The 23,510-nt window shown below is 31.2% G+C and carries 22 protein-coding genes and 3 tRNA genes; 2 read left to right on the top strand and 23 right to left on the bottom strand.

Features of this window, described 5'->3' with window-relative positions:
- Positions 1-22: 22 nt before the first annotated feature.
- The 3 genes from CUEA01_RS23755 to CUEA01_RS23745 form a co-directional block, all read right to left on the bottom strand.
- The gene (locus tag CUEA01_RS23755; protein ID WP_234124851.1) at positions 23-949 is read right to left on the bottom strand and encodes an ABC transporter permease; all 927 of its coding nucleotides are present in this window, start codon (positions 947-949) and stop codon (positions 23-25) included.
- Between the two features lie 412 nt (positions 950-1,361).
- Positions 1,362-4,466, bottom strand: a complete 3,105-nt coding sequence (locus CUEA01_RS23750) for a YhgE/Pip domain-containing protein (RefSeq protein ID WP_234124850.1) — start codon at positions 4,464-4,466, stop codon at positions 1,362-1,364.
- A gap of 303 nt (positions 4,467-4,769) precedes the next feature.
- Positions 4,770-5,336 (bottom strand): TetR/AcrR family transcriptional regulator, encoded by a 567-nt coding sequence (locus CUEA01_RS23745; protein WP_234124849.1) that lies wholly within the window; start codon positions 5,334-5,336, stop codon positions 4,770-4,772.
- Positions 5,337-5,547: 211 nt separating this feature from the next.
- On the opposite strand from CUEA01_RS23745, the gene CUEA01_RS23740 reads away from it, so the two are divergent.
- A complete protein-coding gene (locus CUEA01_RS23740) occupies positions 5,548-6,423 on the top strand; it encodes a phosphatidylserine decarboxylase (RefSeq protein ID WP_234124847.1) in 876 nt (291 codons plus the stop codon).
- Positions 6,424-6,465: 42 nt separating this feature from the next.
- Here the strand turns inward: CUEA01_RS23740 and CUEA01_RS23735 are convergent, their stop codons facing one another.
- Positions 6,466-7,572, bottom strand: a complete 1,107-nt coding sequence (locus CUEA01_RS23735; RefSeq protein ID WP_234124845.1) for a cell adhesion domain-containing protein — start codon at positions 7,570-7,572, stop codon at positions 6,466-6,468.
- Between the two features lie 132 nt (positions 7,573-7,704).
- Positions 7,705-8,196 carry an HD domain-containing protein gene (locus CUEA01_RS23730; protein WP_234124844.1) on the bottom strand — a complete coding sequence of 164 codons (492 nt, stop codon included), beginning with the start codon at positions 8,194-8,196 and terminating at the stop codon, positions 7,705-7,707.
- Between the two features lie 156 nt (positions 8,197-8,352).
- Between CUEA01_RS23730 and CUEA01_RS23725 the strand changes: the two genes are divergently transcribed.
- Entirely contained in the window at positions 8,353-10,071 is a 1,719-nt protein-coding gene (locus tag CUEA01_RS23725; protein ID WP_234124843.1) for a ferredoxin hydrogenase, read from the top strand.
- Between the two features lie 57 nt (positions 10,072-10,128).
- Here CUEA01_RS23725 and CUEA01_RS23720 read toward each other — a convergent pair whose 3' ends face one another.
- The 18 genes from CUEA01_RS23720 to CUEA01_RS23635 all read right to left on the bottom strand — a co-directional run bounded on the left by CUEA01_RS23720 (position 10,129) and on the right by CUEA01_RS23635 (position 23,502).
- Entirely contained in the window at positions 10,129-10,764 is a 636-nt protein-coding gene (locus CUEA01_RS23720) for a chloramphenicol acetyltransferase (protein WP_234124841.1), read from the bottom strand.
- Between the two features lie 124 nt (positions 10,765-10,888).
- The gene (pyrE, locus tag CUEA01_RS23715) at positions 10,889-11,563 is read right to left on the bottom strand and encodes an orotate phosphoribosyltransferase (RefSeq protein ID WP_234124839.1); all 675 of its coding nucleotides are present in this window, start codon (positions 11,561-11,563) and stop codon (positions 10,889-10,891) included.
- A complete protein-coding gene (locus CUEA01_RS23710; protein WP_234124837.1) occupies positions 11,550-12,182 on the bottom strand; it encodes an alpha/beta hydrolase in 633 nt (210 codons plus the stop codon). The genes pyrE and CUEA01_RS23710 overlap by 14 nt, the downstream gene beginning before the upstream one ends.
- Before the next feature lie 97 nt (positions 12,183-12,279).
- Positions 12,280-13,509, bottom strand: coding sequence for an aminopeptidase (locus CUEA01_RS23705; protein ID WP_234124835.1), 1,230 nt, complete (start codon positions 13,507-13,509; stop codon positions 12,280-12,282).
- Between the two features lie 71 nt (positions 13,510-13,580).
- Complete coding sequence (dcd, locus tag CUEA01_RS23700) at positions 13,581-14,102, bottom strand: dCTP deaminase (RefSeq protein WP_234124833.1); 522 nt, start codon at positions 14,100-14,102, stop codon at positions 13,581-13,583.
- 70 nt (positions 14,103-14,172) lie between these two features.
- Complete coding sequence (locus CUEA01_RS23695; protein WP_234124831.1) at positions 14,173-15,549, bottom strand: sensor histidine kinase; 1,377 nt, start codon at positions 15,547-15,549, stop codon at positions 14,173-14,175.
- Positions 15,540-16,199 carry a response regulator transcription factor gene (locus CUEA01_RS23690; protein WP_234124829.1) on the bottom strand — a complete coding sequence of 220 codons (660 nt, stop codon included), beginning with the start codon at positions 16,197-16,199 and terminating at the stop codon, positions 15,540-15,542. The genes CUEA01_RS23695 and CUEA01_RS23690 overlap by 10 nt, the downstream gene beginning before the upstream one ends.
- 47 nt (positions 16,200-16,246) lie before the next feature.
- On the bottom strand, positions 16,247-17,005 hold the full coding sequence (locus CUEA01_RS23685) for a lantibiotic immunity ABC transporter MutG family permease subunit (RefSeq protein ID WP_234124827.1): 759 nt from the start codon (positions 17,003-17,005) through the stop codon (positions 16,247-16,249).
- 3 nt (positions 17,006-17,008) lie between these two features.
- Entirely contained in the window at positions 17,009-17,746 is a 738-nt protein-coding gene (locus CUEA01_RS23680) for a lantibiotic immunity ABC transporter MutE/EpiE family permease subunit (protein ID WP_234124825.1), read from the bottom strand.
- Positions 17,739-18,446 (bottom strand): lantibiotic protection ABC transporter ATP-binding protein, encoded by a 708-nt coding sequence (locus CUEA01_RS23675; protein ID WP_234124824.1) that lies wholly within the window; start codon positions 18,444-18,446, stop codon positions 17,739-17,741. The genes CUEA01_RS23680 and CUEA01_RS23675 overlap by 8 nt, the downstream gene beginning before the upstream one ends.
- A gap of 163 nt (positions 18,447-18,609) precedes the next feature.
- Complete coding sequence (locus tag CUEA01_RS23670) at positions 18,610-19,809, bottom strand: MerR family transcriptional regulator (RefSeq protein WP_234124823.1); 1,200 nt, start codon at positions 19,807-19,809, stop codon at positions 18,610-18,612.
- 464 nt (positions 19,810-20,273) lie between these two features.
- Entirely contained in the window at positions 20,274-21,449 is a 1,176-nt protein-coding gene (locus CUEA01_RS23665; protein WP_234124822.1) for a MerR family transcriptional regulator, read from the bottom strand.
- 372 nt (positions 21,450-21,821) lie between these two features.
- Positions 21,822-22,418 (bottom strand): hypothetical protein, encoded by a 597-nt coding sequence (locus CUEA01_RS23660; protein WP_234124821.1) that lies wholly within the window; start codon positions 22,416-22,418, stop codon positions 21,822-21,824.
- Positions 22,419-22,439: 21 nt separating this feature from the next.
- On the bottom strand, positions 22,440-22,781 hold the full coding sequence (locus CUEA01_RS23655; RefSeq protein ID WP_234124820.1) for a hypothetical protein: 342 nt from the start codon (positions 22,779-22,781) through the stop codon (positions 22,440-22,442).
- A complete protein-coding gene (locus tag CUEA01_RS23650; protein ID WP_234124819.1) occupies positions 22,782-22,982 on the bottom strand; it encodes a helix-turn-helix transcriptional regulator in 201 nt (66 codons plus the stop codon).
- 129 nt (positions 22,983-23,111) lie between these two features.
- A tRNA-Arg gene (locus CUEA01_RS23645) sits at positions 23,112-23,188 on the bottom strand.
- Between the two features lie 96 nt (positions 23,189-23,284).
- Positions 23,285-23,375: transfer RNA gene (locus CUEA01_RS23640), tRNA-Ser, on the bottom strand.
- 36 nt (positions 23,376-23,411) lie between these two features.
- Positions 23,412-23,502, bottom strand: a tRNA-Ser gene (locus tag CUEA01_RS23635).
- Positions 23,503-23,510: the final 8 nt, after the last annotated feature.

Raw genomic sequence — 23,510 nt, 5'->3', positions numbered from 1 at the left:
CTCTCCTCCTGTATTTTTATCATTATAAGCCCTGACCTTCATTTAACTTCTTTACTATTTGATCTACAGCTATAAGTAATATTACATTGATTACAGAATTAAATAGACCTATAGCAGTTGAATATCCGTAATCACCCATTTGAAGACCTATCTTATAAACATATGTAGGCAAAATTTCAGAGGTTGTAATATTCATAGATGTTTGCATTAAAAATGCTTTTTCAAAACCAATACTCATAATACTTCCTGCTGCTAAAATAAATTGTATAACCACAATAGGTTTAATAGCAGGTAAATCTACATGTCTGATTTGTTGAAAAATATTTGCTCCATCTATAACTGCAGCATCCAATAAATCTTGTCCGACATTAGAAAGTGAAGCAAGATATACTATAGATGACCATCCTGCAGTCTGCCAAATACCACTTATAATATAAACCGGTCTAAACCAACCAGGTTCGCTCATAAAATCTATACTTTTGAAACCAAGCATAGTGATAATCTTATTAATAGGTCCTACTGGAGATAAAAAGATAAAAATCATACCTGCAATAACTACAACAGAAATAAAATTTGGGGCGTATATAATAAGTTGAATTTTTTTCTTAAGTCCTACACTTTTAACTCTATTGAGCATAAGTGCCAGAATAATAGGAACTGGAAAGCCAATTAATAAACCATAAACACTTACCTTCAAAGTATTTACCAACAAATTCATGAAATCTGGCGTACTCATAAACTTCTGAAAATTAGCCATCCCAATCCAAGGACTTCCCATTATACCCTTTAAGGGGTTAAAATCCTTAAATGCAATTATTGTTCCATACATGGGTATATACTTAAATATAATGGTAAGTACAACTGCAGGTAATATAAACAAATATAACTGATAATTCTCTCTAATATACTTCAACTTTTTAACATTAGTTTTACCCTTATTCAAAGTCATAGACATCCCCCTTTAATATTAGTTTTCAAAATAAAGATTAATTAAACGATTACTATACTAGGATTTAGTCTATACATGTTTCAAAATTTTATGTTCAAAAAGTTATGAAACATGTATAAATTGATGATTAAGCTAGTAACCATATCCAATAAAATTCCTCTTTGCTTTGGAATCTTGTGAATCTTGTGAATACGTATTCAGAAATTATATTTATTATGTTATCACCTAATATATTTCTTGTCAATATCTTTTATTTAAATAATATTGTCAAATCAAACCACTAATCCCATATGAAATATACTGCTTGTTTTCTATTGGTAACCTTGATGATCATTACAGAATAAATGTGTTATTATAATTGCATTTTTTATAAAAAAAAGATTTCAGGGGGTATGTTCCCCCCAAAATCTCATTACATTCCTATACTTTCTTTCTTTTCGTGTATTATTTCTTGCATTCTATCTGCATGCCCCTTAAATACCATTGAAACTCCTAAGAATACAAACATCGTTGCTGCAAGTATAACTGTATCCTTTGTAAGTACTGAATAATCTATACCAGCTATCAATTCCCTTAGAGCAGATGTGCAATAAGTAAATGGCATAAATGGATTCATTACTTTAAAGAATTTAGGTACAACTTCCAATGGGAAAGTACCTGCGCAAGAAGTAAGCTGAACTATTAAAAGTGCTATTGAAAGCAATCTTCCTGCTTGACCAAGTAAGAATACGAGACATTGAATTATCGCTATAAATACATAGGACATAAATATATTAAACAAGAAATATAATAATAAGTTTTTAGGATGTAATCCCAGGGTAAGTACTACTGCACTTACTAAAACTGCTTGGAATATTCCTATATATCCATAGGATAAAAACTTTCCTGCTACAACTGATGCTGGGCTTGCATCAAGATCATCATCAACTTTGTCTGTTATAACAAAGAACATCATTAATGCTCCAACCCATAAAGAAAGAGGTATAAAATATGGTGTAAAGCCTGTTCCGTAATTTTTAACTTCTCCAAATGGAGTATTTTTTACTGAAACTGGATCAGAAACAAACTTACCCATAGTACTACTTGAATTTACAAGGTTTTTATTTATCTTATCAGAACCATCTTTTAATTTAGTACTAAGTTCATCAGAACCGTCATAGAGCTTACCAAGTCCATCATTAAGCTGCGTTGAACCATCATATAACTTATTAGCTCCATCTTTAAGCGTAGGCATTCCGCTATTTAGCGTATTAAGTCCAGCAGCCACTTTATTTGCTCCATTTCCAAGTGTATCTATTCCCCCTGCTAAAGCTTTTGCTCCATTATTAAGCTGATTTAAACCTGAAGCTAATTGATTAAATTGACCACTTACAGTAGGAATATTTGAAATTAAATTTTGTGCTCTTTGAACATTTCCATCATTTAATGCATCCTGCGCAATATTAAGAAGTTCTTGATTATCCTTTAATTCTTTTTGAACTTTGGTAACTTGACCTAATAGCTGAGGTGCATTTGCAATTTGTGCTTGAATACTTGGATCACTCATTGCAGTAGAAATTGTTGAAATCATAGGTGCTGAAGCCTTTAAATCACTTTGTAATGCAGCTATTTTAGCTAAAGAATCCTTATCTGCATTAAGTGCTGTTAATAAAGTTCCAACAGTTTTTAGGCTTTCACTATTGTTGTCTAAATCACTTTTCATTGATAAAAGCTTTTGTAATGTGCTTTGTATATAACTTACATTTTCAGATGTCATTGCACTGTTAACAGCCTTTATTGCATTTTGCGTTTCTGAAGAGCTAATTTGTTCTTGTGCTTTTTCTAAATTAACAAGCATTGCATTTATAGAATTAATGTTTGAAGCTGTTAATGCGCTCTGTGTTCCACTTATAAGCTTACTATTAGCATTAATAAGTGTATTCATGCTGCCTAAAGTATCTGACATTTGCTTCATTGTTCCTGCTGAACTCTTCATTGTAGTATCCGTAAATGTAGTAAGAGCATAGTATTGTCCAAGCAAAGTATTAAGTTCTTTGATTTTCTCATCAGCTGGTACTGACGGATCATTAACCTTAGCACTTACCTCACTATATTCTTTACCAAACTCATCTGCTTTCTGTACATATGCTGCTGAAGCTGTTTGCTGTTGTTGTATAAATTGAAGTGTAGCACTTCCTTGTGCTCCTCCAAAGTTGTCTTGTGCTCCTTTAAGTAGTCCATTTAAAACTGCTGCATTCTTTGTATTGAGAAGTGGACTTATTGATTTAATTGGTGTCATATCCATATTACTTAATTTTGTTGCTGTGCTAAGCAATTGGCTTAGTTCATTTGAATATCCCATGAGATCTAACATTGGTTTAAGCTTTGTTGTATCAATTTGACTAAGCTCATTTGTATCAGTTAATAACTTATTCATATTCTGAATATTTTCAGGTGTCATTAACTGTAAAAGCTGTGGCATAGATAAAATACCATTAATATTAAGTCCATTAACATCTTGGATTAACTTATTGGTACTAGCTAAATTTGTTGGAGTAAGCATAGGTGCCAAATTATTTAAAGAACTCAAATCAACCTTTGAAAGTGTTCCTGCATCACCCATAATATTTCTCATTGCTTTAGCATTTTGAATATTTATTAATTGTATAAGGCTTTTTTGATTGCTTAAACCTGATACTGCATTAGAAACCTGCCCTTGAGCTGTTCCAACAGCGGTTGCTGCTTGATTAAGTCCATTGCTTACCTCATAAGCACCATTTCTAAGTCCTAATGGATTTCCATTACTATCAACAGCTGTATTATAAATTCCGTTTACCATTTGTTTGGAACCATCATAAAGTTTTTGAGTTCCATCTTGGATTTCTGGCATTTTATCCTTAACTTGACCAATACCATTAGTCAAATCATCACTGCCTTTTTTTGCATCAGAAAGACCATCCTTAATCTTTTTACTTCCATCAGCAGCTGCCTTAAAACCATCTTTTACATCATACAAGTTGTCAAATGTAACCTTTGTGTACTCATCAGCTATGTTTTTTACAATATCATCTTTAAACATCAATTCAACTTTTCCATTGACTTGAGAAGCTATGAAATTTCTTTTTTCATTATCCGTATACAGAATCTTTGCTTGTTTTGGTGTCCCGTTTTTTGCACTTAAAATATTTTCTGAGAAATCCTCTGGAATAATAAATTCTGCATAATATTTTTCACCTTTAGTGCCAGAATCAGCATCCCCCTTACTAGTAAATTTCCAGCCAAGTTCATCATTTTTTTTCAGTCTATCAACTATATCACTTCCATAGTTTACATCTTTACCATCTTTAGTAGAACCTTTGTCTAGATTGACTACGGCGACTGGTACACTCTTTAGCTTGCTATATGGATCCCAAAAAGCTGCAAGATAGAGCAAACTATACAATAATGGAACAACTATAATTGCTATTACAGACACCCTAATAAATCTGTTTTTTAATATACTAACTATGTCCCTCCATGCAATTCTAAGGAAATTCATCAAACCATCCCCTCTTTTGATTATTTGAACCTCTTAAATATAAATATAAACTGACTGGTCAGTTTATATTATCCGCTCTTTTTCCAATTATGTCAATATATTATTTAATTATTGAAAATATATTTAACATTAACATAAAGACAAATATTTGGAAATATGTAATCATTTACATAAATTGTGAAGTAACTAACTTACTGAATTCACAGTTCACAATGCACAATGAAGGTTGCTTTGCCTTCCTTTCGTCAGGCAAATCTTAAATTTAAATGTATTTCAAAAAAAAGAACCGATTTTCATCGATTCCTAAGCTTGAATTCCCTTTAAAATATATGTCGTTATGTTTTCAATTATTTCATCAATTTCCTTTTGATCTTCATTTATAATTTCATACACTGCCCCTGAACAAAGTGCACCAAAGAAAGTATATGCCATAAAGGTTGTTTCACCTTTCTTTAGAAGACCTGCTTCCATAGCTTCTTTTAAATATCTTTCAATTTGCATTATATATAGCTTTATTATTTCTCTAAGCTCCTGCTGTCTTAATTCCTCACCCCATAATTGGCTCATAATAACTTTAAATAGATCCTTGTTTCTATAAACCATTCTAAGCTGACTTTTGCATAAAGCCATTAATTTATCTATGGGATTGCTCTCCTGCTGTGTTACGTCATTCATTTCCTCTATTAGTACATTTACTCCCTCAGAAATAACATATTTGAATATTTCTTCTTTACTTTTAAAATGATAGTAAAGCGTTCCCTTTGCAACTCCCGCACTAATAGCTATATCATCCATAGTTGCGCCATTATATCCACTTTGTGAAATAACCTTTATTGCAGCTTCAAATATGGACCTTTTTGTTTTATTCATATAATCAACTCCAAATTTTAACTTTGTAAAACTTCAAAACATATAACAAATGACCAGTCAGTACAAATTATTAATTACATTATACTATTTAAATATAAAATAAAACAATAGCTTTTATTAAATTTTTGACACACTTATATATAATAGCTTATAATTTAGTGGTTATTTAAAACATAGCCAAAAAATAAAATAATTTTTAAAGAGGATTATTATGATAAAATTTTATAATAGGAAAAAACAAACCTATGAAACAGAACTTGTTGCTGGCGAAAATTATTTAAACTGGATTTACTCCTCACCTATTGGAATGAAGTTTCTTGAAATTTTTATAAAGAAAAAGCTTTTTTCCAAGGTATATGGTTGGTATTGTGATAGAAATTCAAGTAAATCTAAGATAAAAAATTTTATTAGCGAGCTTAATATAGATATGTCAATTTCTCAAACAAAATTATCTGATTTTACATCTTTTAACGATTTTTTTACTAGAAAGCTTACAAAAGACGCAAGACCAATTTCAAACAACTTAATGTCACCTGGTGATGGTAGGCTCTTAGCTTATGAAAACATAGATTTAGAAAACATAATTCAAGTTAAAGGTATAAATTATAGCTTAAGAGATCTTATTAAGGAAGATTCAGTTGCCTCAAAATACAAAAATGGAACTTGCTTAGTTTTAAGACTTTGCCCAACTGATTATCACAGATTTCACTTTTTAGATAGCGGTACCTGCAGCAAAGTAACTAAGATTAATGGTTTTTATTACTCTGTAAACCCAATAGCGTTAAAAAAGGTAAAAAAGCTTTTCTGTGAAAATAAAAGAGAATGGAGTATTCTTCATTCAGATAATTTTAAAGATGTACTTTATATTGAGGTTGGTGCAACCTGCGTTGGAACCATCATTCAAACATATACTCCTGAGACTAGAGTAGAAAAAGGTGATGAAAAAGGTTACTTCAAATTTGGCGGTTCAACCATAGTACTATTTTTAGAAAAGGGTGCTGCCAAAATAGATGAGGATATTTTAGAGCAAACAAAACTCGGATACGAAACTCAAGTTCTCATGGGAGAAACCATTGGTAGGAAATAACTAATTAAACCAGAGTACAGAGTACTCTGTACTCTGATTTAGTTACTTTGCCACCTTAGAAAACGCATCATCTCCTGGTGTATATGTTAAAGTTCCCTGCACCTCGTTCCAATAATAGCCAGAATTCATCATCTGTGCAATACGGGAAGTTGGTGTTTTAGCAGAGGATGCCATATTCCCTGTAAGTACTCCATTTTCAATTTCGCTAGGTGGATTAAATGCATATGAATAAAAATACCAATCCCTTGCATATCTGTGCTTAGACGATATATTATAAATTGGAATAAAATCACTATGAATTACATTATAATCAGTTAGCTGCTCCATTCCCAAATTTCTATCTGAAACAACAAAATCATCAACATCACTTGTTTTATATTGTTCAAACACAACACCTTTATTTTTAAGATTAGTCACATAATCTCTACAAACTGCACCAGTCCATTTGTTACCTAGATAACTTTTTGCTCCACTTGACCAATATGGATCTAATAATGCAATTCTATTAGGTCTCAAATTAGCGGGAAGCTTGCCATCATCCACCATATTGCTAATTATCTCCCCACCGTTAATAACCATTTGATTTCCTAAAGAGTGCCCAACAAGTCTTATCTCACTTCCAGAAAATCCTTTCATAGCTTGTACATATTGATCAACAAAAAGTTGAGCTGCAGATTCATTAGGCGTGTTTGTAGTTTGAAAACTACCATCTGGGAGCCTCCACCTCATACCTTGTGGCCCAGAAGGTGACCAAATTTTAGCTTCTGCATCATTTACTAATGGCTCATCTGAAAACTGGTTCCAATAAAAAATTCCAATATTCCAACCAGCATTAATCCAGTAGTCAGCACTATTAACATTTGCACCATAGTCAGCGTCCATTAGGCTTGGATTAAAACTTTCTCTATGTAAGGTTTTATATGCACCATTCTGCCAACCATGTATATAGATTAAAGTCGGTTTTGTAGGATCAAAATATGGGTTAGCTTGACCACTAATAAATTTTTGAGATACATTACCTTTTCCAAACCAATAAATTGAAGCATCTAAGGTTTTTCCATCATAAGTGCTTGCAAACACTTTACTTGGAACAATTAATGTAAAAAACAACAGGAATAATGTAATAGTTAAGGTTTTTACTTTTTTCATAAAATTTTGCCCCCTAATAAATATAGTTTTGTAAAACATAATATTTACTTCGATATTAACTATAATTATTCCTGCAAATTTTGTTTATTTTTTTGTTAATTAATTTATTTTTCGTCTTAAAATATGCTATTGCTACAATATATACATACTGTTTATTAAATTAATTCCAGTGCCTGTCTTGAAATATTTCTCTTTTACAATTTTTATCTCTTCTAGTTTAATATCATCCTCAAATATGTTAACTAAAAAATCTGCTTCAATAAGTATCTGAAAATCAATAGCATCTATCTTACTATAAGAATGATGATTTCCTATAAGAAAGCATACTCTATCAATGAATTCTTCATCATATGCAAGCTTTTTTAATATTGCTTTGGCAATAGGCGGCCCCTCAATTTCTTGATAATTCCCAGCTGAAGAATTATATTTTTTCTCGCTTTCCTTTATTCCTATATCATGCAATATAGCTGCCGCTTCTAAAATTTCAAGTTTATTCTTATCTAATTTTTCACATTCTCCTATGCTCTTGCTAAAAGAGTATACCTTTAATGCATGATTTATTCTTCTGCAATCCCCAGAAAAATACATTATCATCTCTTTTGTAATTTCTCCTGAATTAAACATTTATCCTCGCCTCCAATACTTTTTACTAAATATATTTTAACATATATATTTTTTTCTTTACCATCCATAAAAATTTTTTGTTAGATAATATTTTAACAATCAAAATATGATATAATTATAAATGGATTTTTTAATTTTAAGTTTGGGAGGATAAAGATGATAACTGTAGTTTTAAATGGTAAGGAAATACAAACAGACGAAAACAAGACTATTCTGCAAGTAGCTAGAGAAAATAATGTCGATATTCCAACTTTATGTTTTTTAGAGGACTGTGGGAACTTCGGAAAATGTGGAGTATGTCTTGTAGAAGCAGATGGTAAAGTCTTAGCATCATGTGTTGCTAAAGTTAAAGACGGAATGGTTGTAAATACAAACACTGAGGAAGTAAATGAAAGAATAAAGAAAAGAGTATCAATGCTTCTTGATAAGCATGAATTTAAATGTGGTCCTTGTCCTAGAAGGGAAAATTGTGAGTTTTTAAAATTAGTTATAAAAACTAAAGCAAAAGCTTCCAAGCCATTTTTACCACAAGATAAATCTGAATACGTAGATGAAAGAAGTAACGCAATTGTTTTAGATAGAAGTAAATGTGTTCTTTGTGGAAGATGCGTTGCTGCTTGTAAAAAATATACTCAAACAGAATCAATTCAATTTATAAGAAAAGATGGTCAAAGAGTTGTTGGAACTGTAGACGATAAGTGCTTTGATGATTCAAACTGTTTATTATGTGGTCAATGCGTAATTGCTTGTCCAGTTGCTGCTTTAAAGGAAAAACCTCATATAGATAAAGTAAAAGCTGCTTTAGAGGATCCTAATAAGCACGTAATTGTTGCTATAGCACCTGCCGTTAGAACTGCCCTTGGTGAATTATTTAACATGGGTATAGGTAAAGACGTAACAGGAAAAATTTATACTGCATTAAGAGCTCTTGGCTTTAATAAAATATTTGACATAAACTTTGGAGCAGACATGACTATAATGGAGGAAGCTACTGAACTTTTACAAAGAGTAGAAGCTAATGGTCCTTTCCCAATGTTTACTTCATGCTGCCCAGCTTGGGTGAGACAAGCTCAAAATTATTTCCCTGAATTTTTACCAAATCTTTCTTCTGCAAAATCACCTCAGCAGATATTTGGTACAGCAAGTAAAACATACTATCCATCAATATCAGGAATTGATGCAAAAGATGTTTATACTGTTACAATAATGCCTTGTAATGATAAAAAATACGAAGCAGATTTAGCTGATATGGAAGTTGATGGTTTAAGACACATTGATGCCGTATTAACTACAAGAGAACTTGCTAAAATGATTAAAGATGCAAAAATTAAATTTGCAGAGCTTGAAGACGGAGTAGTTGATCCTGCAATGGGAGAATACTCTGGTGCTGGCGCAATCTTCGGTGCAACTGGTGGAGTTATGGAAGCTGCTATTAGAACAGCAAAAGACTTTGCTGAAAATAAAGATCTTGAAAACATCGAATATACTGCCGTTAGAGGTTTAGAAGGTATAAAGGAAGCTACTGTTGAAATTGCAGGAAATGAATACAATGTTGCTGTTATAAATGGCGCTTCTAATATGTTTGAATTCGTAAAATCAGGCAAAATAAACGAAAAACAATATCACTTTATAGAAGTTATGGCATGCCCAGGCGGATGTGTAAACGGTGGAGGGCAGCCTCATCTATCTCCTGAAAATAGAGCTGCTGGAGAATATAAGGCTTTAAGAGCATCTGTATTATACAATCAAGATAAAAATCTTCCAAAGAGAAAATCACATAAAAATACTGCTATAATTAAAATGTATGATAGCTACTTTGGAAAACCAGGTGAAGGCTTAGCTCATAAGTTATTACACTATAAGTATAAAAAATAATAATATATAAAAACAAGGGAAGTTTCTTAATTCCCTTGTTTTTATATATGAACAAAATTATAAGTATTTTATAGGATTATCAAAAATTTCTTGAATATTATTAAAAAATTTTCCTACATGAATGCCATCAACTAATGCATGATGTGCTTGTACAGAAAGTGGTAGTTTAATTTTGTTGCCTTCCTCAAAGTACTTCCCCCAAGATATTCTAGGTATACTATCAACAGGCTTCATTTGAATAGGATGCGTTATATTTGTAAATGCAATCCAAGGAATGCTTGTTATATATAATAAATCATCACGCCCAGGCTCATCCTCTATAGTTACTTTATTCTTTGTTTTTTCTATTTCTTCTAATGAATTGGCTTTAAAATCGCTATATCGATCTACAAAATTTACCGAGCAAAAACTAAATACTTCTCCCTCGGTCATAACAGTAAAAGATGGGCTTACTATTTCATGCTCGATTAACCTATCCTCTCTTATTCTAAACCTAAATTCCTTTATGCTATTTGCTGTTTTTGTTACGGCATATAAAATTGATATAAAAAACGGCAAATTATTTTCTTTAATATATCTATAAAAATTAGTAATATCAACATTTGCACAAATATTAAAATGCGGATAATCAATTGCCCTAAAATAATTATAATGCTCTTTTCTATTCCAATTCTCAACATCTACAAACTTCATAATTACATCCCTTTTCATAAAAAATAAAAAACTATTCATCGATAATAGTTAAATGAATAGTCTTTTTAATGTCTATTGTTTAAATAAGTGTTGATTTTGACACTTATTTAAACAATAGCCTTTTTTATTTTACTCCATATTCTTCATAGTACTTATTTATTCTTTCTTTCATTTCTCTATCAATTAATACTTTTCCGTTTATGCTTTTATTATATAAATGTTCTACAACTTCTTCCATAGTAACTATAGCACAAGTCTTAAAGTCAAATTTTTCTCTGAGTTCTGTAAGAGCAGATTTTTCTCCCTTACCCCTCTCCATTCTATCTACTGATATTATAAGACCTTTTACGCATACATTAGCTTGTTCTTTTAATAATGGCATAGTTTCGTATACTGAAGTTCCTGCTGTTGTAACGTCCTCAATAATTACTATTCTATCGTTATCTTTAATTTTTGATCCAAGAAGTATACCTTTGTCTCCATGATCCTTAACTTCTTTTCTATTAGAGCAGTACGCAGCATCAATGTTATATAAATTATCAAGAGCTATTGTTGCTGTAACACTTAAAGGAATTCCCTTATATGCAGGTCCAAATAATATATCAAAATCATCACCAAAGTTATCGTGAATAGCTTTTGCATAATATTCTCCAAGTTTTCTTAACTGCTTTCCTGTTGTATAGTTTCCTGTGTTTATGAAAAATGGTGTTCTTCTTCCGCTTTTTGTTATAAAGTCTCCAAAAGTTAGTACATTACTCTCTACCATAAACTCTATAAACTCTTCTTTATACTTCTCCATTTTGTTCCTCCTCAAAGAAATCAATATATTTATTAACAACAGCCTTTAATACATCAATATCGTGAATTACTTCTTCTTTTACTTCTAAAGAATGATTTCCACCCTCTATAAGCATTAATTTACTGCCATTAATTTTTTTCACTTCTTCTATGTACTTATTTTCAAATATACTGTCTTTTGTTCCCGCTATTACTAGCCCCTTAAATTTTTCAATATACTTTATTGCTGTATATGTAGGTGTTAAATAAAAAAACTTAACCTTGCTAGCTCCAAGTTTTTCAGCTGTTCTCCCGGACACCTCAGTTCCTATACTTTTGCTTAAAAAATAAATACATTCGTAATTCCTTTTCATGCAATTCCCTATAATATTATAGCATTCATCTGCTACAACACCAATAATTTCTTTTCCTATATCATCCCAATCAAGTTTTTTATCATAATTAAGGCATAATACATCTTTTCCACTCATTTGAGCTGCTTTTCTAGCATAATAAAGAAGCGGTTTATCATGCCCATATTTCAAACCCGGAAATATTACAACAAGCGATTTAGCATCACCTTCTGAATAAAATTCACCATATATTTCCTCAAATTTTACAGACTTAATTATATTACCCACCTTTATTACCTTCTTGCTTCAATTTAAATCGATTCACAGTTCACGATGCACAATGAACAATGAAGGAAGATAAATCAACCTTCATTGTTCATTGTCTTTAAATAGCAAAGTTTCCATTCTCAAAAACAGTTACTTCTTTTCCATCTTCCGTAATTCCTATTATGCTAAGATCACTTGTTCCTACCATAAAATCTTCATGTGTTATAGAATCATTTGCTCCTGAAGTCTTAAGTTCTTCCTCGGGCATCTTCTCTCCATCTTTTATGCATGTTGGATAAGCTTTTCCAAGTGCTAAATGGCAGGAAGCATTTTCATCAAATAAAGTATTATAAAATAATATATTTGAATTTGAAATTGGTGAGTCATATGGAACTAACGCAACCTCGCCAAGATAATGTGAACCGTCATCTGTTTCTATGAGACTTTTTAAATTTTCGCAGCCTTTTTCTGCTGTATATTCAATTACTCTTCCATCCTTAAATGTCAATGAGAAATTTTCAATTAAATTACCATTATAATTTAAAGGCTTTGAGCTTACCACCTTTCCATTTACTCCATCCCTTTTAGGCATAGTAAATACCTCTTCTGTTGGCATATTAGGAATAAACTCTATGCCCTCAGGAGTCCTTGATGATGCTGCTAACCATAAATGATTTTTAGGTAATTCTATTTTTAAATCTGTTCCTAATGAATTTTTATAGTGAAGATATTTAAAGTTATTTTTATTTAAAAATCCCGCACTTTTAATCATATTATCTTTATGTTTCATCCATGCGCTTACAGGATCCTTTTCATTAAGCCTTACAGTTTCAGTTATAGCCTCCCCTAGCTTTTCAACAGCTTCTTCCTCTGTGCAATTAGGGAATACTTTTTTTGCCCATTGTTTTGTAGGCATTGAAACGACACACCAAGGATTTTTATCACTCATTAACCTATCCACATATTCTTTTATGGCTGAATTAGCTGCTTTATCTGCCTTTACCATTCTATCTGGATTTACACCTTTAAGTGCCTCAGGATCTGATGCCGCTATACTTAAAAATGCTGCTCCCTTTTTAGCATATGATACAAAAAATTCTTTCTGCCAATCAGGATATTCCTCAAAAATTTCTTCTGGGGCATTTAAATATTTTATTCTTGTAAGCTTATCATCTTTCCAATTTATTTGAACCTCTCTTGCTCCTGCCTTGTATGCCACCTCTGCTACTAATCTTGTAAAATCCGCACACTCAATAGGTGAATTTATTACAAGGGCTTGATTCTTTTGAATATTAACCCCAACTTTTACTACTAATTCTGCATATTTTTTTAGTATTTCTTCTTTCATAACGAATCCCCTTCCATAATTTACATTATTAAAATTATATCATATCGGTAAATCATGTAAAACATTAAAATCTATTTTTCAAAATCCTTGTAAAGAAGACTTGGCTGAATACCTGTATTATTTTGATATTTACCACTGGAATACTTATCGTACTCACCATCTATATCATGATAGTATATCTGACAAAGTTCAACTCCTGGATAAATCTTTATTGGCTGAACACAGAAAATTTCAAGTGTCCAATATCCCTTAAACCCAACATCTCCAAAGCCAGCTGTTACGTGAATAAAAAGACCAAGCCTACCAATAGACGATCTTCCTTCAAGCATTGGAACATATTTATCTGTTTCTGTATATTCCACAGTCCTTCCAAGATATAATCTCCTAGGCTCTAAGACTAAACCTTCCTCTGGTATAATTATTCTACTTGCTTTGTTTTCCTTTTTCATATCTAAAACTTCTTCATCATAAACAAGAAGTTCATTATGTAATCTTAAATTATAGCTATTAGGGTTAAGCTGACTTTCGCTATAAGGTTCTATTTTTATTTCTTTTCCCAATCTATTTTTTATTTCTTTTCCTGAAAGAATCATTTGTTATCCTCCTGTATTTTTATATTCTCCATAAGTATTATTTTTTATTATAGCATATCAATTGTTAACCTCATATAGGAATTTCAATCGTTACCTCTCCTCCACCACTAACTTCAGAATTTGCAATTTTAAGTTTACCATTATGAAACTCAACAATTGATTTAGTAATATATAGTCCCATTCCATGATGATGTTTTGAAACTCTACTGCTATCTCCCATATAAAACTGTTCTGACGCTCTTTTTAAGGCTTCCTTTGAAAAACCTGTTCCATAGTCTACAACACAAAATTTAATATATTCTTCTGTACTATCTACAATAAACTCTAGTTTACAGCATTCCTTAGAGCATTCTACTGCATTTGACACTATATTCATAATAGCCCTTTTCAATAAATTAAAATCAGCCTCAAAATTATTTGGCAAATTATTAACTTTAAAATCCAGTTTCAATTTTTTAATGGATATTAGTGCGTTTATATGATTATAAATCTCATCTATATATTTTTTAGTATCAATATTTTCCTTATTTATAGCGTATTCAATTTGTGCCTTTGAAATTTCAATTAGTGTCTTAATATATTGTTCCATATCGTAAATACTTTTCATTATATAACCTGTATACTCTTTTTGTTCATCGCTTTGACTAGTTTCACAAAGTAAATCTGCATTTCCTCTTACAATGGTTAAAGGAGTTTTTATATCATGTGCTAATGCAGAAATTTGCTCACGCCGCGTTTGCTCTAAATCCCACTCTTTTTTCATGCTAGCCTTCAAGGCTTCTTTCATTTTGTCTATAGAAACTAGTACATTATCTATTTCAAAAATACCACTTGACTCTATATTAAAATCCAAATCTTGATTTTTTATTTTATCTGTTGCATTTTGCAAACTGCTCATTTTTTCATTAAACTTCTTACTGAAATTACGGGTTAGCATGATTATTTCTAAAACAAATGCAATACAAAATAAAACAATTATAATTACCCATGGTGTTGGCAAAATTTTTCTAAGTATAGGTGATGCAAATTCCATGGATATAGAATATTGTAGAATACAAACCTCATTTTTTCTCGATATTTTTAGATAATAATGAAAAAAATCACTGCCATTTTCACTACTTTTAAGCAACAACCACGCTTTTCTAGAAACTCCTATACTTAAATTTCCAGAAATCTTCTCTCCATCATTATTATATACTGCATATTTAAATAAATCTGGTATCATATCAGAAGTTACTTTTTTAGATTTTTGAATTTTATCCTTTAAAACTAACACCCTCTCTTGGGCATAGTTGGCTGGAAGTAGCCCTTGTGGTTTCGACAAACTTGGTATAATAATCAAAACAATCATTAACACTGCCGATATAACTAAAATAGTACTTACGCAAAATATACACAAGTACTTAATGAATATAGTTCGCAATTTCACCTGTTTCTTTATATCCATTTGTATCCAATCCCCCAAATCGTTTCAATAGGAGAAACCTGAAATTTTGCCAACTTCGCTCTTATATTTTTAATATGTTCAACTATTGCAGAGGCATCACTTTCCCCATTAAATCCAAAAATAGCTTCATACATCCTCTCCTTTGAAAATACTTGTCCACGGTTATTGGCAAGGAACTCACAAATTTCATATTCACCCTTAGTTAATGAAACTACTTCTTCATTGATTGTTATTTGCTTTCCTGAAAGATTAAAATGAATGTTTCCAAAACAGAGTACTTGCCTTTTAGGCCGATTTTCTCGCCTTAAATGAGCATTAACTCGTGCCCGAAGCTCACCAGCACCAAAAGGCTTTAATATGTAATCGTCGGCTCCTAAACCTAATCCGTACATAATATCATTTTCCATAGATTTTGCTGTAAGAAACAATATGGGACAATCAACTTGATTTCGAATACACTTACAAATAGTAAATCCATCTAAATCTTTCATCATAATGTCTAATAAAATCATTTCAAACCCACCAAGCTGATATTCTAAAATCTCATTTGGATTAGAAATAGTTGTAACAATGTGTCCGTCCTTCTGCAATATATTTTTTATCAGTATTAATACCGACTTATCATCATCAACAGCTAATATATTTGACATTTTCTCACCTCACCATAAGTATATTCCAAAGTTAAAAGCCCATCAACTCAGTTACTCTCTATCTTTCTTCCTTCCCAGTGATTAAACCATATAGTTCCTAATACAATAATGGCGATTGTTGAAGTGATGCAAAGCAAAATTGCCAAATGAAGCTCTGAAATGTTTTTTGAACTACTTGTTTCTTTTAGCATAAACTTATTAAAAGCACTTAAAAACCGTGTTCCCCAAGTACATGGAACAAACTGCCATCTTCCATCCCCTAAGCCTGTATCAAATAGAACAGATAAAAGTCCTTCTGCTGCTCCTACTGATATAGATTGTATACCTCCAAACTTAAGGCTTATAATAATATGCAAAATATATATAAATATACTGCTTGAAAATAAGATTAAAGCTGTACATAAATAATATGATAGTCCAAACGTGGTTTTATTTAAAATATGTATAAACCCCAAACCAAAACCACATATTAAAAATAAAACCGCAATAACCCCCATTAAATTAACCACTACTAGCTTACTAAAAAACGGAAGTGGCTTTATCTCACAATTTAACATTTGTTGAAAATTTCCCGCTAAAGCTTCTTGGTCTACAACCATAGAACATATAACTGAAATCAAAACTGGGAAAATAAATGCTGCTACCATTAAAAAATTGCTTACCTTAGATATTGGATTTACGCTAGAATATTCATAGTATCCAAGGAAAACTGCTATTCCTACAGCTGGAGCTAAAAAGTGTATAAGTAACATATTGGTTCTTTTAAGCTTTATAAAATCTGATTTAACAAAGCGAAAAAAATTCATTTTCTACCTTACCTCCCTTTTACGAAAAAGTATTGCAGTTATTACTGTAAGAATAAAAAACAATATGATGGAAATTAGGACACCAGGCATAATCACACTTTTATCCATTAATGGACTACTCTTTGGAACTGGAAGTCCATTTGGGAGTATTCCCATTACCGAACACATTAACCTGACTGGTATAGCATGCGGAAATTTAATCCAATTAGCCGAATCTGCTAAAATTGTTCCCACAATTGTACATCCCCAATTAATAAAAATTGCACTGCCTACACCAATTCTATCTGTAAAAAAAAGGCACAATGGAATTTGCCATAAAACAGTTATAAAAAGAAGAATTGAACCTTCAATATTGGCTCCTATTGAAATTGTCTTTCCAAATATAAACCCTCCAATTGTTGTTCCTATAAACATAACAATACATGATATAAAATAAAACCATATACAAACTATAATTTTATAAACCCATAACTTATCAAGACTAACAGGAAGGCTAAAAATGGCATGATATTTTAATTTTTTTCTATCTTTATTAATTACACCACCGCAAATAAGCGCAATAGTAATAGGTAATAATATAGTATACCACCAATTATAACTACCTCTTTGAAATGCATCATCAACTCCTAGACCAATGCAAAGTAGCATTATAAAAGCTGGTGCAACCCATGACAAGTTTTTTATAAATGTTCTTTTAAATTTCCTGTATTCAGCTACCACACAATTAATCATATTACTCATTTCCAATTCTATTCTCCTTTACTACTTGCATAAATAATTTTTCAAGTTCTTGTCCTTTTGCAATTTTATTCTGGTATCCAAGTACCCCACCAGCGATAATTCCAATATGATCTGCAATTTGTTCAACTTCAGCTAAATAATGACTCGATAATATAACTGTAATTCCTTGGCTTGGAAATGAGCGAATTAATTCACGCAATTCCTGTATCCCCATAGGATCAAGTCCATTAGTTGGCTCATCCAATATTAACAGTTTGGGATTATTTAAAAGTGCAATAGCTATACCAAGACGCTGTTTCATTCCTAGTGAAAATTGTCCTGAACGTTTCTTCCCGGTTCCTTTTAAATCTACAATTTTAAGTACCTCATCAATACGAGAATCTGGTAGGTTAAACAAAGTGGTACGAACTTTTAAATTTTCTCTTGCAGTAAGATTTTCATATAAAGGCGGTGCTTCAATTAATGTTCCTATATCTAAAAGATCTTTTCTACTCCATGGATGTCCATTAAATATTATTTCCCCTGAATTTGGCCTAAGCATTCCTGTAATCATTTTTAAAGTAGTAGATTTTCCAGCTCCATTTGGTCCTAAAAGTCCATATACAGAATCCTTTTCAATAGAAATAGACACATTGTTTACTGCCTTCTGATTTTTAAATTTTCTACACAAATTTTTAGTCTCTAGAATATAATTTGACATGATTTCTATCCTCTCCTTATTTCACATTTCTATATGATGTAATATATTATGAATTTATAAGGATTTTATAAGGATTTAAAAACTTTTATATTAACTATACAAATAAAAAAGCAGTACATAATTTTGCTTCTAAACAAAACTACATACTGCCATATATTACTATTCATTTGTTATTTTCAGAATAAAATTTAAATGCTTCTCCAATAAACTTAGCTGCACCCTCGCCGTATCTCTTATCTGTGAATTTTATATATGCTGGATTTGATAAATAAGACTCAGCCACATATCCAAAGTAATTTTTTCCGTTATCAACTTTCAATGATTCACTTATTTTTCGGTTTTCATTTTCTATTTCAAAAACAATCTGTTGAATTTCCCTTGATGTAGGATCTTTAGTTAAATCGGCAGCAAGTTTCTTATATAGCGTTTCCATTTTAGGTTCATAATCACCTAAATAAATTTTTAAAGCTTTTCCAATAAACTTAGCTGCCCCTTCACCATACCTTTCATCTATCCATGCCATACCAACTCCACCATTTTCCTTGTCGATTTTTTCTAACCCCTCAGGAAAGTTTGAATAAAGTCGTACCACAGTAAGCCAATAATCATCCCCCATCTCATCATTAAAAACCTCATAATCTCTTTTAGCTACATTCGTTATTTCACCTGCAATTTGCTGAATTTCCTCTGAAGCTGGATTCTTATTTAAGTCAGCTGTAAGTTTTTTATATAGTTCTTTTAACTCTGGATTCGTATCATAAAAACAATCCTTTTTAAACTTATCAATTTGCTCTGCTTTAATCATTAAAACATCATTATTTAAATTGTTTTTTATAGCTTCAGCATATTCTTTTATACTTCCGTATTGTTTTATAGCGCCTTTAGCAATCTTACTTTCTTTTGCTTTAATTTTTTCAATAAAGTCATCGAACTTTTCTATACTACCCCACTGCCTAATGACTTTATCCTTATTTTCTTTCTTAAATTCTTCTAACACATTGTAATACTCACTCATGTCAAACTCTTTAAAACTCATGGTGTTATCTCCTCCTAAAGTTTTATTTAAAAGCTCTATCAAGCCATTCAATCTATCTCTCTTTAAAACAATTAGCTTTTTATGACTTTCTAGTGCCTTCATCTTATCAAAATTGGGGCTAGTTACTATTTGCTTAATTTGCTTAAGCGGCAAATCAAGTTCTTTAAAAAACAAAATTTGCTGCAGAATTTCAAGTGCCTCATCATCATAAAGCCTATAACCTGCCTCTGTTAATTTAGTTGGCTTTAATAGTCCAATCTTATCGTAATGATGCAGCATACGTACACTTATTCCTGTTAAATCCGAAACTTGTTTTACCGTTCTCATAACTTCACCCCAATTTTATATATATCAACTTAAAATATAGAAATTTTAAATACAAAATGTATTCTGATAAATTACAATTTATCGAGGAGAAGCCAAAGTACAAAGTACAATGAAGGACGATTTTTCTCCGCTAACACTATGAAAAATCTGAAAACTTATTTTTTTATTGCTGCGCAATCGCGCCATACATGGTACCCAGCGAAGCTGATACCATTTAAGTTTAAGATTTGCCTGAGTAAAACGAAAGGTAAATTATCCTTCTTTGTACTCTGTACTTTGTACTTTGTACTTTGTTTTTCAAATTGTAATTTGTCAGCATAAAATTGTTATTTTCAATTTCATATTACACTATGACACAATGTTATGGTCAATACTTTTACAAAAAATAAAAATGAGTTTTCTAAGCTAATCTTAGAAAGCCCATAAGTTATTTATACCATTTCATTACTAATATTTTTAATTTATTAATTGCTACCTTCAGAATAAAATTTAAATGCTTCTCCAATAAACTTAGCTGCACCCTCGCCATACTTTTTATCTACAGTGTAATACTCACTATTTATACCTTTATTAGCATTTGATAAATAAACATCAGCCATAACAGAGAAAAATCCCTTATAGTTTAATCCTGTATCCCCTTTGTAAAATTCAACATTACTTTTAGTTTCAGTTGCTATTTCCTCTACAATTTTTTGAATTTCTTCTGAAGCAGGATTTTTACTTAAGTCACCTGCAAGCTTGTCATATAATTTATCTAGCTTAGGTTTTTTATCTTTCAAATAAATTTTAAAGACTTCTTCAATAAACTTAGCTGCACCACTTCCATATTTGTTATCAATTATTTCTGCCCACCTTGAATTTAATTTTGTCATCATATGATACCAAAGACTATCCCCTTTACTTCTACTGGTTTTAAAAATTTCATAGTCTCTTTTCACTGTATCCGTTATTTCTTCAGCAATTTGTTGAAATTCATTTGAAGAAGGTATCTTAGTTAAATCAGCTGTAATTCTTTTATATAGCTCATTTAATTTTACATTCTTATCATATAAAAAATCATTTTCAAATTTCTCATAGTTTTCTTTTCTTTTTATATGTGTACTATCATTTAAATTTTTTCTCATTACTTCAACTGCCTTTTCCATACTTCCATACTGCTTTATAATATTTTTAGCAGTCTTAGTTTCATCTGCCACTTTCCTTTTTTCAATAGCTTGTTCAAATTTAGCTAATTCATCAAAGTTTTTATTTTTTCTTAAGTATTCTCTCCATACATTGTAATACTCACTCATGTCAAACTCTTTAAAACTCATGGTGTTATCTCCTCCTAAAGTTTTATTTATAAGCTCTATCAAGCCATTCAATCTATCTCTCTTTAAAACAATTAGCTTTTTATGACTTTCTAGTGCCTTCATCTTATCAAAATTGGGGCTAGTTACTATTTGCTTAATTTGCTTAAGCGGCAAATCAAGTTCTTTAAAAAACAAAATTTGCTGCAGAATTTCAAGTGCCTCATCATCATAAAGCCTATAACCTGCCTCTGTTAATTTAGTTGGTTTTAATAGTCCAATCTTATCGTAATGATGCAGCATACGTACACTTATTCCTGTTAAATCCGAAACTTGTTTTACCGTTCTCATAACTTCACCCCAACTTTATCTATATCAACTTAAAATATAGAAATTTTAAATACAAAATATATTCTGATAAATTACAATTTAACACAGAGTACAGAGTACAACGAAGGATGATTTTTCTCCGTTAACACTGCGAAAAATCTCAAAACTTATTTTTTTATTGCTACGCAATGGCACCATACATGGCGTTCAGCGAAGCTGACAACATTAAGTTTAAGATTTACCTTAGAGAAGCGAAAGGTAAATCATCATTCACTGTACTCTGTACTCTGTCATCTGTACTCTGCTCTAAAAATTGTAATTTGCCAGTATAAACTTGTTATCTGCAATTTCAATATTACACTATGACACAATGTTAGAGTCAATACTTTTTATTTACAAGCTACTATCAATAATCTTTTGAGCCTCCATATTATCAATTAAATAGCAAATTGTTTTGTGAAGTTTTAGGAAACTATCTATATGCTCAATACCACCGCTCATCATGGAATATAATTTCCCTGATTGTCCATCGCAGTGAATTTGAAACGTATGAATATCAGAATATTTTAAATTTCTTAATACTTTTTCATCGAAAATATTTGATGTCAATTCTTCATCTGTTCCTCTTATGCTAACCTTACTAGCCGCTTCTTTATTTAGAAATACTTTTTTATATTTTAGTATCTCACAAGCAGCTCTCCATCCATATATATTAATGTAAAAATTCAACCACATTTTCGTATTCATAACAATATGATAATTGGATGAAGATTTAAATTCAACCTTAATCCGAGTATCCACATTATTGCCCTTGCTGATTGTTACAATATCATAAATGATTTTTAGCCCTCTATATTCTACTGAAATCTGCTGTCCTTTAAGTGCACCCGCACTCTTAAACTGACCACCAATTCGATTAGCTATTTTTTTCATATTTTCCGTATCTGTTTCACTGAACGTATCGTAAATTGAATCAAAAAAATTTCCCATAAAAATCCTCCCCCTTGCCTTTTAGTATTTTCTATTAAAAACAGATAGTGCAATAGAATGTATTAAGCAAATAGTTATAAAAACAATACATAACGAGTGTGAAACACTTCCAAATAAGTTAGGTGTTTTAGCACTAATATTTATAAAAACAACAAGCAAACCTAAAGTAGAGAAATAGGTAATTCCATCAGTTTTCATTTTAATAAGTTCTACACGTTCATCCTTCTTTTTTTGAATAATAGTTATTCGCACAAAATCATTAAATACTATAACTAAAAATGCCACCATAAACAAAATATATTGTTTTAAAACTATACTTGCTACAAATAACACTATACCAATAAAAATTATTAACAAATCCATTTAATCATCCTCCTCAAAAATAAATAAATCTTCAATTGCTACATCAAATATTTTTGCAAGTTTATGTGCCAAAAAAATAGATGGATTATATTTTCCGTTTTCTAATGAATTTACTGTTTGACGTGACACATCTACATTTTCAGCTAATTGCCCCTGCGTAAATCCACATTTTTCTCTATACTCTTTCACTTTGTTCTTCAAGTATATACTTACCTCCTGTCAAGTACGCTTTACACTAATTATATTATATTTTTACTTGTTGTCAAGTCAACTTGACAACATAAATAAAAAAAGATTTTCTGAATTAATTCAGAAAATCTTTTTTATTTATGGTGCGACAGGCAGGACTTGAACCCGCAGCGCCTCGGTTCGTAGCCGAGTCCTCTATCCAGTTGAGGTACTATCGCATATACTTATTAAATTGACCATAACCATATTATCACAATAATGCATAAAAATCAAATAATCTTTAAAAAATAAAACACCCATTTAAAGGTGTTTTATGGCGGAGAAGGAGGGGTTCGAACCCTCGCGCCGGTTACCCGACCTATACCCTTAGCAAGGGCACCTCTTCAACCACTTGAGTACTTCTCCATGTGCTCTACTTTTATAATTAAATATATAAAAATATGGCGGAAAGATAGGGATTCGAACCCTAGGTGCGGTCGCCCGCACGCCGGTTTTCAAGACCGGTGCCTTAAACCAACTCGACCATCTTTCCACGTAAAC

The sequence above is a fragment of the Clostridium hydrogenum genome (genome assembly GCF_021432385.1).
GTDB lineage: Bacteria > Bacillota > Clostridia > Clostridiales > Clostridiaceae > Clostridium_S > Clostridium_S hydrogenum.
The sequence above is the reverse complement of the archived record's forward strand: the minus strand, read 5'-3'. Positions and strand labels throughout refer to the sequence as shown.